General features: G+C 53.8%; 13 protein-coding genes. 9 read left to right on the forward strand and 4 right to left on the reverse strand.

Going from position 1 to position 12,285, the window contains the following annotated elements; all coding sequences use genetic code 11:
• Nucleotides 1-69: 69 nt before the first annotated feature.
• The gene (locus HMPREF1147_RS12405) at nucleotides 70-258 is read right to left on the reverse strand and encodes a helix-turn-helix domain-containing protein (protein WP_369791739.1); all 189 of its coding nucleotides are present in this window, start codon (nucleotides 256-258) and stop codon (nucleotides 70-72) included.
• A 273-nt stretch (nucleotides 259-531) separates the two neighbouring features.
• On the opposite strand from HMPREF1147_RS12405, the gene HMPREF1147_RS04745 reads away from it, so the two are divergent.
• From HMPREF1147_RS04745 to HMPREF1147_RS04770, 6 genes are all read left to right on the forward strand, one after another.
• Nucleotides 532-1,218, forward strand: a complete 687-nt coding sequence (locus HMPREF1147_RS04745; RefSeq protein WP_009349562.1) for a response regulator transcription factor — start codon at nucleotides 532-534, stop codon at nucleotides 1,216-1,218.
• Nucleotides 1,202-2,641: a cell wall metabolism sensor histidine kinase WalK gene (locus tag HMPREF1147_RS04750; RefSeq protein WP_009657922.1), complete on the forward strand. Its 1,440-nt coding sequence runs from the start codon at nucleotides 1,202-1,204 to the stop codon at nucleotides 2,639-2,641. Before HMPREF1147_RS04745 ends, HMPREF1147_RS04750 begins: the two co-directional genes overlap by 17 nt.
• A 212-nt stretch (nucleotides 2,642-2,853) precedes the next feature.
• Nucleotides 2,854-3,249 carry a hypothetical protein gene (locus HMPREF1147_RS04755; protein WP_009657928.1) on the forward strand — a complete coding sequence of 132 codons (396 nt, stop codon included), beginning with the start codon at nucleotides 2,854-2,856 and terminating at the stop codon, nucleotides 3,247-3,249.
• A 53-nt stretch (nucleotides 3,250-3,302) separates the two neighbouring features.
• Entirely contained in the window at nucleotides 3,303-4,034 is a 732-nt protein-coding gene (locus HMPREF1147_RS04760) for a DUF6882 domain-containing protein (RefSeq protein WP_009657930.1), read from the forward strand.
• A gap of 57 nt (nucleotides 4,035-4,091) precedes the next feature.
• Nucleotides 4,092-4,949, forward strand: a complete 858-nt coding sequence (gene rfbD, locus HMPREF1147_RS04765; protein WP_009657929.1) for a dTDP-4-dehydrorhamnose reductase — start codon at nucleotides 4,092-4,094, stop codon at nucleotides 4,947-4,949.
• 213 nt (nucleotides 4,950-5,162) lie between these two features.
• Nucleotides 5,163-7,313, forward strand: coding sequence for a PTS transporter subunit IIABC (locus tag HMPREF1147_RS04770; RefSeq protein WP_009349555.1), 2,151 nt, complete (start codon nucleotides 5,163-5,165; stop codon nucleotides 7,311-7,313).
• Nucleotides 7,314-7,393: 80 nt separating this feature from the next.
• On the opposite strand, the gene HMPREF1147_RS04775 is transcribed toward HMPREF1147_RS04770, so the two are convergent.
• Nucleotides 7,394-9,286, reverse strand: coding sequence for a BglG family transcription antiterminator (locus tag HMPREF1147_RS04775; protein WP_009657924.1), 1,893 nt, complete (start codon nucleotides 9,284-9,286; stop codon nucleotides 7,394-7,396).
• 255 nt (nucleotides 9,287-9,541) lie between these two features.
• On the opposite strand from HMPREF1147_RS04775, the gene HMPREF1147_RS04780 reads away from it, so the two are divergent.
• Complete coding sequence (locus tag HMPREF1147_RS04780) at nucleotides 9,542-10,000, forward strand: PTS sugar transporter subunit IIA (RefSeq protein ID WP_009657927.1); 459 nt, start codon at nucleotides 9,542-9,544, stop codon at nucleotides 9,998-10,000.
• Nucleotides 9,997-10,866 (forward strand): fructose PTS transporter subunit IIB, encoded by an 870-nt coding sequence (locus HMPREF1147_RS04785; protein ID WP_009657926.1) that lies wholly within the window; start codon nucleotides 9,997-9,999, stop codon nucleotides 10,864-10,866. The genes HMPREF1147_RS04780 and HMPREF1147_RS04785 overlap by 4 nt, the downstream gene beginning before the upstream one ends.
• Before the next feature lie 72 nt (nucleotides 10,867-10,938).
• Here the strand turns inward: HMPREF1147_RS04785 and HMPREF1147_RS04790 are convergent, their stop codons facing one another.
• Nucleotides 10,939-11,118, reverse strand: a complete 180-nt coding sequence (locus HMPREF1147_RS04790) for a DNA-binding transcriptional regulator (RefSeq protein WP_009657925.1) — start codon at nucleotides 11,116-11,118, stop codon at nucleotides 10,939-10,941.
• A gap of 417 nt (nucleotides 11,119-11,535) precedes the next feature.
• Nucleotides 11,536-11,685 carry a CD1375 family protein gene (locus tag HMPREF1147_RS12025; protein ID WP_009657921.1) on the reverse strand — a complete coding sequence of 50 codons (150 nt, stop codon included), beginning with the start codon at nucleotides 11,683-11,685 and terminating at the stop codon, nucleotides 11,536-11,538.
• Nucleotides 11,686-12,040: 355 nt separating this feature from the next.
• Here HMPREF1147_RS12025 and HMPREF1147_RS11910 point away from each other — a divergent pair.
• Nucleotides 12,041-12,285: helix-turn-helix domain-containing protein (locus HMPREF1147_RS11910; protein ID WP_232208055.1), on the forward strand; the 245-nt coding region annotated here is incomplete at its 3' end.

The following is a 12,285-nucleotide window of genomic DNA, read 5'->3' on the forward strand; positions in this document are numbered from 1 at the left end:
TTCCTCCTTAGTTTTTGACTTCCCCTCACGGGGAGTGCTCCTAAGCTGTCTTCCTACTTACACAGTTTATTATACACTCCCGCATCTAACCCGTGCGGCTATGGCGCGAAGGGAGAATCCTTCGCGGTGAAGTGCCTGTATTTGCCCTCTTTCGTCAAGGGTAAAGTGCTTTCCCGATTTACGAACAGCTTCCATTGTGGTAGAATAGGCGTAATCCATAGTGATTGCTCCTTTGCTGATGTTTTGTAGCGGAACCATTATAGCACGGGATGTCACTATGGATTTTGTTTTTGTTTAGCTGTTCAACTTCATTTTACAACGAACCGTAAAATTTTTCCTGCTAATTTTATCAATATTGTCTGTTTTCTTTAACCTCTACAAAAGAGGCGTCAAAACCTCTTAGACCTAGGTAAGATATAGAAATGGATATTATTTTTCAATTAAATCCCCCGTTTTCATCTTTTAATTTTTACTTTCTTCCCTTATAGTAGGGGCATCAAATCATAAAAAAACAGATTAGGTGGTGCACCAATGGATGAAAAGACCCGTGTCCTCATCGTTGAGGACGAGGCTCGCATTGCACGTTTCCTGCAGATGGAGCTGGAGCATGAAGGCTTCGAAGCAGAGACGGAGAGCAACGGCACTCGTGCCTACGAGCGCATCATTCAGGAAAAATTCGACATCGTTCTGCTCGATGTGATGCTGCCCGGCATGGACGGCATCGAGATCTGCCGCCGCGTGCGTGAAATCTCGAACGTTCCTATCATCATGCTGACGGCGCGCGATGCCGTGGAGGATCGCGTCGAGGGCCTCGACATCGGTGCGGACGATTACATGACGAAGCCGTTCGCGGTGCCCGAGCTCATCGCACGTCTGAACAACGCACTGCGCCGCCGCGATCTTGCCGAGGGCGATCCGAGCGACCGCCTGACGGTGAAGAACCTCGTCATGTTCCTCTCGCGCTACGAGGTGCAGGTGGACGGCGAGATTGTCGCCCTCACAAAACGCGAATACGATCTTCTCGAGTATCTCCTGCGCAACAAGCGCACAGTGCTGACGCGCGATCAGATCCTGCAGGAGGTCTGGGGATTCGATTACACGGGTGAGACGAATGTGGTCGACGTCTACATTCGCTATCTCCGTGCAAAGCTGGACGACCGCTTCCACCAGAAGTATATCTACACGGTGCGGGGCGTCGGCTATGTGGTACGCGACTAAGGCAAAACTTGCCCGCTGGATCGACCGCTACTTCTACATACGCATCTCAACGAAGATCACTCTGCTGTACGCGGCAATCCTCTTTTTCGTCCTCATTCTCTCAACGGCGATATTGGGGGTTGGCGCGTACGTCTATTTTTACCGGCAGGCAGAGGTGGATCTTGACCGCAGCATCCGCCATGTGATGGACAACATTGAGAACGGTCATGCCTCTGATGTGAAATTCTGGTTCGAGGGGCCCGTTATCCCCGGTGTCATTGTCCGCATCACAGACGCGAACGGCCGCGTTGTGCTCGATACGGACGCACATTTCCCCTCGATTGAGACGATTGAGGCGGGGCGCATCGCAACGCCGTTTTGGGCAAATCCTGAGATGGAGGTCTCCTCGTTTCGCAACGGTACTGTCTACCACGCGATGCGCGACGTGACCTATGCGGGGGTTCCCTATCGGATTCACTTTTTCCGCACCATCACGACGGAAAAGGACTTTTTTTACTCCCTGCAGCGGCTGATTTTCTACACGGTCGCTATCTGTTTTGTGCTGGCACTGATCGCAGGGCACTTCCTCAGCAACCGTATCCTAAAGCCCATCCGCGAGATCACATGGACGGCGCGCAGCATTGAGGTGGAACGCCTCGGTCGGCGTCTCGATGTGCCGCGCGCACGTGACGAGCTCGCCGAACTCGCGCGCACGTTCAACCGGATGCTCGACCGCCTGCAGGAAGGCTTCACGCAGCAGCAGCGGTTCGTCTCGGATGCCTCGCACGAGCTGCGCACGCCGCTGACGGTCATACTCGGCTACTCGGACATCCTCTCGCGCTGGGGGCGCGAGGACAAGGCGATCCTAGAGGAGAGCCTGACCTCTATCCGCTCCGAGGCGGAAAACATGCAGCAGCTCATCGAAAAGCTGCTCTTCCTCGCACGTGCCGATCAGCGGCGTCTTGCCGTCAATATGGAAGACGTGGATCTGGAGGAGCTGCTCGCGGACACGATGGAGAAGATGCATACGGTCACGACCACGCATGAGGTCTCGCTCGGCAGGAACGATCCCGCAATCGTCCGGGCAGACCCCGTTCTCCTGCGTCAGCTCCTGCGTATCTTCCTGGAGAACAGTGTCAAATACACACCTCCCGGCGGTCATATCAGCGCTGCATCGACGCTCTCAGAGGATGGCAAAAGTGTCACCGTACAGCTCTCTGACGACGGCATCGGCATCGCCCCCGAACATCAACCGCACATCTTCGATCGGTTCTACCGCGTCGATTCCTCGCGTACGAAGGAGACAGGCGGCTCGGGGCTGGGACTTTCGATCGCGCGCTGGATCGCCGATCAGCACGGCATCGCGATTGCGCTGAAAAGTGCAGTCGATCAAGGTACGACGATCATCCTTCGGATTCCGACCATCACACCCGAAGCGCAATAACAACAGCGGACAGTCGCCGAAAAGGCTGCTGTCCGTTTTTTTGCGCGTACATTCCAACGATTGTTTCCATATGAAAACCGGTTCAAAAATGGTATAATATAAAATAACAGATATTATCAAATCATCACGCCTGTAAAAGGAGAAAATCGTGCACGACAGCAGAGCGTTCATATTAACAAATGAAGATCGGACGCATTTGGGGCTCAACCCGATTGAAGACGATTGGTTCGGATTTTGAGGATGCAATGATTTCAACATCCCCAAGCATCAGCGCTGACGATCCTGATATCGCCTACCTGCAATACGGATGGATCTATCGGGAAATGCCGTTAGCGAAATATCAAGCACTTTTTGATCAACCGTGGTCGGGCGCATTGGATCAATATAGAGCGGAAGAGATTAGCTTTTCACCGGATCTCTATCAATTCGAAGCCTGTATAGCGGCAAGGAGTAATTTACCTTTCTACGAGGGAAGACAGCATGATCTCAGCGATCCCCGACACCATGCCGATAAAAACGCCGTGTTTGAAGCCTTCGGGCTGAACGGGGATTTAGGTTACGAGGAGAACTTAAAACTGCACCTCGCTTCCGGTTGGAAGATGAAATAACAACTATAGAGCCGAATGTATTTTTTAATTGCACAGCCGTGAAGGACATACCAATGGGATTTTTAAACGATGCCGGCAGCCGGAACCTTTGGATCGAACGCCTCGCCGTCGATACGGGAAATTGGTTCCATGTTTTCTCGGCCTGCCTTGGTAAAATGATGGCCGTACAGACGGCCTGCAGCGATCAGGTGGTCAAGGGACAAGACTGGAACGTCGATTTTGAGGAGGGCAGCATCCGCTTCGGCGCCCAAAAATATCCGCTTCAATTTATTGGAAGCGAGTCCACGGAAAGCAACACATGGCTATGGGGCTGGGAGAATATCAACGGCTTTTCCGAAGAAATTCTCCGGCTTGCCGATCACACAAAAGAAGTCGGCGAACGCTGGAGATTAGAGGCTCTGACAACCGCAGAATTTAGATTGAACGATACGTTCAGCGGACATAACCTATCGATCGTCACTTGCGGCATCGCCGGCAACTATTGTTATTACAGGGGATCACATGACGGCGGAGCAATTTTCGTCGCATTTTCAGGAGTTTCCGATCGCATATTCGCTCCCGTCGACGTTCAAAATTTCGTATCCATCACAACGCGATGTATTCAACAATTCCACATCGACCATAAGATTTTTACAGAGGGATTTCTGACATGGAACAATACGGAATATGAATGGAGCGATCAAACGCTCATCGCGCATTTTCCGCAGGATTTGAACATTACATTTGAACGCGTCGACAACTTTTTACGTATTTGTTCTATCAATAGTATTTCGTCTGCAAGCTAACGACGGGCATCTTTGTGCAGAGGGAAATCAAAGCAATGACAAGAAAGGCGGTACGCTATGAAAATCCTCATTACCGGAGCGACGGGGCAGCTCGGAAGCGACTGTGTAACAGAGTTCAAGGCGCGCGGTCACGAAGTCTACGGTGTCTCCTCGCACATGTTCCCGCTCTCGGACGAGCAGGCGATGCGCGCCGTCCTCGAGGAGTTCGAGCCGGACTCCATCCTCCACGCGGCGGCATACACGGCGGTCGACGCGGCGGAGGACGAACCGGATCTCTGCCGCCTCGTCAATGCGGCGGGAACGGAGATCGTCGCGAAACTTGCGGCGGAATACGGATGCAGGCTGCTCTACATCAGCACGGACTATGTGTTTCCCGGCACGGGGGATACGCCCTATGAGGCGGACGATCCGAAAGGGCCGAAAAATGTCTACGGCGCGTCGAAACTCGCGGGTGAGGAGGCGGTCGCCGCACATCTCACGGATTATTTTATCGTCCGCATCTCGTGGGTGTTCGGCACGCATGGCAAGAATTTTGTCAAAACAATGCTCTCCCTCGCGGATACGCACAAAAGCCTCTCCATCGTCAGCGATCAAATCGGCTCGCCGACCTATACGCGTGATCTCGCGCCGCTGCTCGCCGACATGAGTGTCTCCGACCGGTACGGCGTCTACCATGCGACGAACGAAGGATTTTGCTCGTGGGCGGAGTTTGCGCGCGAGATCTTCCGCGCCGCCGGCAAAGACGTCGCCGTCACCTCCGTGCCGAGCCGCGCCTACCCGACCAAGGCGGCGCGCCCGAAGAACTCGCGGCTCTCGAAAAAGAGTCTCGACGCCGCAGGGTTCCGGCGCCTCCCGCCGTGGCAGGATGCCGTTGCACGTTTCCTCGCGGAACTAAAACAAGACGCACAGGCATAGGATTGCGGGGCGAATGTGATTTTTTTCCTTTACACATCCGTCCTCTCTCGGCTATAATCAAGACGCAACAGTTCAATAGGATTTTCCGTGTCCGCAGATGAAAAGGCAGCGCAGAGAGGAGAGCATCGTATCGGTACTCTTTGCGGCTGCCTTTTTTCACAGTGTCTTTGGGGGAATGTGCAGACTGCGGCGCGGTGGAAAGGGGTCACAAATATGAAAGATGAGATTTTCAGTGTGCTCCAGCGGGTTGGCCGCAGCTTCATGCTGCCCGTCGCCATTCTGCCGATCGCAGGCATCCTGCTCGGCATCGGCGCGTCGTTCACCAACCCAACGACGATAGAGACGTACGGTCTCGGCGGCATCCTCGGGAGCGGCACGGCGCTGCATTCGCTGCTCGCCATCATGGCAAGTGCGGGCAGCACCATCTTTGGCAACCTGCCGATCATCTTCGCCGTCGGCGTCGCCATCGGCATGGCAAAGGCGGAAAAGGAAGTCGCGGCGCTCTCCGCGATGATCGCGTTCTTCGTCATGCACTCCGCGTGCAACGCCATGCTGAAGCTCGGCGGGCAGATCCTGCCGGACGGGAGCATCGCGCCGCATGTGCTCGAGGGCACGATCGCGGCATCCTGCGGCATCATGTCGTTCCAAATGGGCGTATTCGGCGGCATCATCGTCGGCATCGGCGTCGCGTGGCTGCACAATAAGTACCACAAGATCGTCCTGCCGAATGCGCTCTCCTTCTTCGGCGGATCGCGCTTCGTCCCGATCATCTCGACGGTGGTCTTTCTCTTTGTCGGCATCGCCATGTACTTCATCTGGCCGCTCGCCCAGCAGGGCATCTTCGCCCTCGGCGGTCTCGTTACGGGGACGGGCTACATCGGTACGCTCATCTTCGGCATCATCAAGCGCGCGCTCATTCCGTTCGGTCTGCACCACGTCTTCTACCTCCCCTTCTGGCAGACGGGTGTCGGCGGCTCCATGATGATCGACGGACAACTCATCCAGGGCGGTCAGAACATCTTCTTCGCGCAGCTCGCCTCCCCGAATGTCGTTCATTTCAGCGCCGATGCGACGCGCTACTTCTCGGGCGAGTTCATCTTCATGATCTTCGGTCTGCCGGGCGCGGCGCTCGCCATGTACCATACGGCGCGCCCCGAAAAGAAAAAAGTCGCGGGCGGTCTCCTGCTCTCGGCAGCACTCACCTGTATGCTCACGGGCATCACCGAGCCGATCGAGTTCTCCTTCCTCTTCGTCGCACCCGCCCTCTTTGCCGTGCAGGTCGCGCTCGCAGGCGCTGCGTACATGATCGCGCACATGCTGAACATCGCGGTCGGACTCACATTCTCCGGCGGGCTGCTCGACTTTTTCATCTTCGGCATATTGCAGGGCGAAGACAAGACGAGCTGGATGTACGTCATCCCCGTCGGCATCGTCTACTTCTTCCTCTACTATTTCATCTTCCGTTGGATGATCACGCATTTCAACTTCAAAACACCCGGACGTGAGGACGACGACGAGGAGACAAGGCTCTTCACGAAGGCGGACTACAAGGCACGCGAGGGCGGCAGTGCGGCATCGGGCGACGCGCCCACGGCGGACGAAAAGAGTGCGGCGATTGCGCGCGGGCTCGGCAGCAAGCGCAACATCACCTCCGTCGACTGCTGTGCGACGCGCCTGCGCTGCTCAGTCGCCGACTCCTCACTCGTCAATGAAAAACTGCTCAAGGCGACGGGCGCCGTCGGCGTCATCGTCAAGGGCACGGGCGTACAGGTCATCTACGGGCCGCAGGTCGCCGTCATCAAGTCGAACCTCGAGACCTATCTGATGACCGCCCCGGAGGTCGAGCCGGAACCGGATGCCGCACCGGAGCCGGCGCCCGCAGCAGAAAAACCTGCCGTACCCGCGGAAACTGCGGGCAGGCACACGCTCTGCTCGCCCGTCACAGGGACGGTGCATCCCATCACCGAAGCCCCCGACGAAGCCTTCGCGGGCAAGATGATGGGCGACGGCTACTTCATCTATCCGAGCGTCGGCGAGGTCGTCGCCCCTGCGGACGGCGAAGTCGTCTTTGTCTTTGACACGAAGCACGCCATCGGCATGAAGAGCGCGGACGGGACGGAGTATCTGCTCCACATCGGCGTCGACACCGTCGCGCTCGGCGGCAAAGGATTCGAGGTCTTTGTCGAATCCGGACAGCAGGTGAAAAAGGGCGATAAACTCATGACGTTCGACATCGACTACATCAAAGAGAACGCCAAATCCGACGCCTGCCTCGTCATCTTCACAGGCCTCGGCGAAGGACAGTCCATCACCATGGAAGCCTCGGGCGAAGTGAAGGCGCTCGATCCCGTCGCGTCGTTCTAACATTATACGACAGAGCCCCTGCGGCGATGCATCAGCGTTGCCGCAGGGGCTCTTTTGTTGTGCAGAAATACATAAGACGTTCAGTCCAGCACACAGGCGTCGTCCGAGAGTGCGGAGAAAATGGCGATCATATTCTCAAACGTCTGCTGTTTGATCAGATGACGCACGATTGTCTTGTTGGTCAAAAACCGGCTGATCATCTTATAAAAAAGCGGCAGATTACGATCACCTCCGACCTTCATAGAGAGCAGGAAAATGATCTGCACATCCTCTTGATCCCATAGAATCGGGGTATCCAAGATACCGATAACCACAAGGCTCCGCTCTCCAAGCGGTTGATCCGGGTGCGGTGTTGCCACGCCGTTGCCGAGTGCAGTTCCACCGATGCGCTCTCTTTGCATCACATGCTCATAGAAGTCTTCGGGAATGGTTTCGTGTGCGGCAGTCTTTCTACACATTTGCCGCAGCACATCCTCTTTTCCACCGGCTGACATGTGGGGCAGAAACAGTGCTTGAGAGAAGTAGCCCAAAAGCGTTTTTTGCTGTTCCCGTTTGAGGTGTTCCCGGATATCCTGATCCTTATTCCATGGGAATCCATGCCCCAGCTCAATGACGGGGATGGGGAGCTCTTTCTTGATCGGAGTCGTAGAGAGAATATAATCGGCAGTCTCCAGATCTCTGTCGATAAAATCTGCCGACTCGTACATGCCGACCACATTGAGGTGTTTTCCGTAGGCATCTTTGATTTTATAGGCCAACAATGCTGCCGCACTTTTTCCTGTTCCGCAGACGATCAGGACATTTTTTCTGCGCTGCGCCCTGCTGCGTTCCAACGCTACATGGAAATAGAGCGCAATGTACCCCGTCTCGTCAACCGGTATCTCCTTCTCGTACTTTCTTTGCAGTACACCGCAGGCGACGTTTGCCATCTCATATGCGAGCGGTTCGGTTTCACGGATCTCCTGCATCATGGGATTATCGAGCGGCATATCGTAGAGAAGGCGCGTACGCATAGGGATCAAATGCGTGGAAAGCCCGGCGATCAGCTCAAAATCATGAGAAAAATTATAGCAGAATACATTCTCCACGGACTGCAGCATCTCCCTGACCAGCTCATAGCTTTCGGACGCAGCGAGCGAGACTTGCTTCCATGAAATAATCTTCTTGCACTCCAAATGCAGCAGGATGTACTGATGCTCGCTCTTGGTAAACTGTATGCCGTATGCCTCCGTCAGTGCTGTGCTCACATCTTTTGCAAGGCCGCATACCTGCGCATCGGCAGGTTCATAAGGCAGGAGTTCCCGTGCAATCTCCCGTCCGAGACGGATCCGGCAAATGGAAACGTACACATGCAGAACAAAGTTCTGGAAAGAATATGCCGCCATGCGGTATGCATGCCGGCGGAAAATATTCTGCAGAAGTACCGCCAGCTTTTGAATATTCTCGCTTAAAAATTCCCCGTCATTTGCGATCATATTCCGCCCAAGCTTCGCCATGCATCGTCGGATATTCTTTTCCGTTCCGTCAATGCGCAGCCCCGCATACGGCTGATGCAAGAGCTGCAGATCATAATGCCTCAGACGTGGTCGGATCATGCGGAGATCTTTCTTGAGTGTCGAGCGGCTGACGTGCAGCATCTCGCAAAGATCATCACTTTTGACAGCCGCATCGGTCTGAAGAAGTACCCGGATAATCTTGTTGATACGCGACTCCGCGGTCTCGCCTCGAAGTGTGCCGTCCGCTTCCAGCGTATCTAAAAAACTGAGGAACCGCGTGCGATCCGTCACCGACAGTTTCACCCCGTGATAGGGTCTTGCCTCAAGCTGTGCGCCGTGCGGCAACATCATCCGATTCAGCTGCAGAATGTCATCGTAGATCGTCCGCGTGGAGACGCCGAGAGCCTCGGCGAGTTCCTTGCAGGTGATGCACTCATTTTCCGGCATGAGAAGGACGAGCTGCAGCCATCGATCCATAAGCGTATCCTCCTGTCTTGTAATATCTGACGCACCGCATAGACGCGCCTCCCCCCCCATTATAGCGTAAAATCTTCCTCTGTAAACCCGCCGACTCTTCCACCATGCACAAGCCGGTACATCCGCTGCAGTCTCGTCTGCGGCATAATATGCCGCAGTTTAGAGACTGGATGTTTCCGCTCTGAATGGTATACTGATTTCTATAAGATCCGGCAGCGAAATACCGGAATGAAGACAGGAAAGGAGTGATATGCTTTGTTTGACGAGAAACGAATTATTTTGCTCACGCAGCCGATTGCGACAAAAGAGGAGGTCATCCGATATTTAACGCACATGGAAAATGACTGCGTGCAGGATGCGGATCTTTACGAGCAGGCTGTCAGCGACAGAGAGGTGTCGTTTGCCACCTACACGATCGACGGCGTAGCCATACCGCACGCCAAATCAAGCGCCGTAGAGACGCCGTTTGTTTCCTTTGCGCGCTTGAAAGCTCCTGTCCCTTGGGGGACGGAACCCGGCGAAGATGCTCGGATGGTCTTCCTCATCGGTGTTCCGGAGGCTGCCGGAGGCACCGATACCAATCTTCATTTGAAGATCCTGGCGGCACTCAGTAAAAAGCTGATGCACGCATCATTTCGGCATCGGCTGGAAGAAGCATCTTCGACAAAAGAACTCTATCAAATTCTGCAGGAAATTGAGGAGGAACTAAAATGAAAATCGTAGCGGTATCCGCCTGCACGGCCGGCATTGCCCATACCTATATGGCACAGGAGGCCATCGAACAGGAATGCAAAAAGCGCGGGATCGACTGCAAGGTCGAAACGCAGGGCGGCATGGGCATCGGCAACGAACTCACACAGGCAGAAATCGACGCGGCGGACGTCGTCATCCTTGCCGTGGCAGTCAGCGTCGAGATGAGCGAGCGCTTCGACGCGAAGCGCGATGCGGGGAAGATTCTGGATGTCAGCCCTTCGGAAGCGATCAAAAATACGGCGGGGCTCATCGATCGCGCCGAAAATATAGCGACGGCAGAAAAGCAGCACACGAACCTTGGTGCGGAACTCTTTCGCTATTTCAACACGGGTATTTCCTATTTCCTCCCCGTCATTATTGCGGGCGGTATGCTGTTCTCCTTCACACTGATTACGGGACATGTCGAAGACGGGCGCATTGTTCCCAGCAGCCCGTTCTGGCAAAACGTATATGACCTTGGGATGGCCGGCTTTTCCATGATGGTTCCCGTGCTGTGCGCATATATCGCCTATGCCATTGGCAGCAAAGCAGCCATTGCCCCGGGCTTTATTCTCGGCCATGCCGCCAATACGCCAATGGGTGAGTCTCACATTGCGACCGGCTTTCTCGGCGCCCTGATCCTGGGGTTCCTTGTCGGTTATCTCGTCCGATGGACGAAAAAGCTGCCCGTACCGGCACTTCTGCAGCCGATGATGCCGACATTCCTCGTGCCGCTCTTTACGACGCTGATCCTCGGTCTGTTTTACATCTATATCCTAACCATTCCGCTGAATGCATTCGTCCAGTTCTATAAGCGCGCAAATAGTTTTGGAAAATTTCTCATTTAGTTTTGGAAAAAATAAAGCATATTTTTCGCATCAAAAAAGAGGGCAAGCGCCCTCTTTTTTACTTACACAATCTTATTCCCCTTGGTTCAGCCTCTGTAATTTCTCAACGATGAGGTTCTCCGCCCAGAGGGGCGGATTTCGCTTGCCCGACTCCCAATTTTCAATAGTCCGCAAGGGAATAAAAAGAAGCTCAGACATGCCTTTTTGCGTTAAGCCCGCCGCCTGCCGGGCTTCTTTTATGCGTGCGCTCATACCGCCCCTCCTCTCGTTTGTCATCTACGAATAGCTTTGTAACAAGCAGCTACCGCGATAACAAAAGCAACAACCGACACAACCAGCGTGATCTCTTGCATTTTATTCGCATGGCAGATATAATGTAAGTAAGATCCCCCTCGCGGGGGAGAGGGCCGAAGCCCTCTCGGAAGCTCTTACTTCCTTCTAGCAGCCTTGTACAGGATGATCGCCGTCGCTAGGTTTATCATCGCTGTTACAAGGCTTATTATATCTCCCACACTCTCACCTCCTTTCTATGGTTTTATTATACCACTCATCGGGTGGTACGTCAAGTTTTTTCATAAAAATAACGGCTTAATTTCTAGGTCTTTCCTGTTTTTAAGCCGTTATTTTTGTGCTTTTTGAAGGCCATTTAAAACCTTCTTATGGGCGCACCTACACCAAAAGATATTCTGCGACCAATTCTGTGTACTCTGCCGGTACAACTTTTTGATCCTCACTTGTGCGATCAGCCTCAGTGAGGATGTATCGTCCACCTTTAACGAGAATCGCGTAAGCACGGGCACGGAATTTATAAATGATCATGGTATCTCACCTCCTTTCTGTAATGCCTTAATGGTATCTGACATATCTAATATGATCTCGGCTATGTCCATGAGCTCAGAAGAGATCGTACTATCCTTGTTTTCTGTGATAGAGTGCTCTGGGGGCGCGGGTGGTGCGGAAACGGGACGCCCCGTTATTGAATCACGAACGTAACCTGTACCATTCTCTCCTATACCACGGTTACCGATGTAATACTGATAGTCCTCATCCAGAATGGGGATATATCCCTCATCGATATAGGCTTGCCGCTCGTCATCGGTATTGTAATGCACCTCAGCAACAACAGTGTTTTCGCGGCGCCCGGAGGCGTCAAATTTTGTGGGTTCATGGTAAAATGAAGTGGGACAGAAAAAAAGGACAGGCAGCGCTCAATGTGTTACAATGTTTTCACCACAAAAACAGAACAGAAGGTGCTGCCATGTCCCATACTCATTCTACCACAACCACGCGCTCATATAAACACCTAGACCCATATCGGCGCGGACAAATTTTTGCCCTCCTATCCACCGGTATGTCAAAGACTGACATTGCAAAGCAGGTGAAGATCTCCCGCTCTACCTTGTATCGGGAGATTACACG

The organism is Selenomonas sp. FOBRC9 (assembly GCF_000287655.1).
Lineage (GTDB): Bacteria > Bacillota > Negativicutes > Selenomonadales > Selenomonadaceae > Centipeda > Centipeda artemidis.

Excerpts from the sequence above, each read along its gene's own strand:
- HMPREF1147_RS04790 (WP_009657925.1), bottom strand. The coding sequence starts at position 11,118 with ATGAGCGCACGCATAAAAGAAGCCCGGCAGGCGGCGGGCTTAACGCAA.
- HMPREF1147_RS04760 (WP_009657930.1), top strand. The coding sequence starts at position 3,303 with ATGGGATTTTTAAACGATGCCGGCAGCCGGAACCTTTGGATCGAACGC.
- HMPREF1147_RS04745 (WP_009349562.1), top strand. The coding sequence starts at position 532 with ATGGATGAAAAGACCCGTGTCCTCATCGTTGAGGACGAGGCTCGCATT.
- HMPREF1147_RS04770 (WP_009349555.1), top strand. The coding sequence starts at position 5,163 with ATGAAAGATGAGATTTTCAGTGTGCTCCAGCGGGTTGGCCGCAGCTTC.
- HMPREF1147_RS04750 (WP_009657922.1), top strand. The coding sequence starts at position 1,202 with ATGTGGTACGCGACTAAGGCAAAACTTGCCCGCTGGATCGACCGCTAC.
- HMPREF1147_RS12405 (WP_369791739.1), bottom strand. The coding sequence starts at position 258 with ATGGTTCCGCTACAAAACATCAGCAAAGGAGCAATCACTATGGATTAC.
- HMPREF1147_RS04775 (WP_009657924.1), bottom strand. The coding sequence starts at position 9,286 with ATGGATCGATGGCTGCAGCTCGTCCTTCTCATGCCGGAAAATGAGTGC.
- HMPREF1147_RS12025 (WP_009657921.1), bottom strand. The coding sequence starts at position 11,685 with ATGATCATTTATAAATTCCGTGCCCGTGCTTACGCGATTCTCGTTAAA.
- HMPREF1147_RS04785 (WP_009657926.1), top strand. The coding sequence starts at position 9,997 with ATGAAAATCGTAGCGGTATCCGCCTGCACGGCCGGCATTGCCCATACC.
- rfbD (WP_009657929.1), top strand. The coding sequence starts at position 4,092 with ATGAAAATCCTCATTACCGGAGCGACGGGGCAGCTCGGAAGCGACTGT.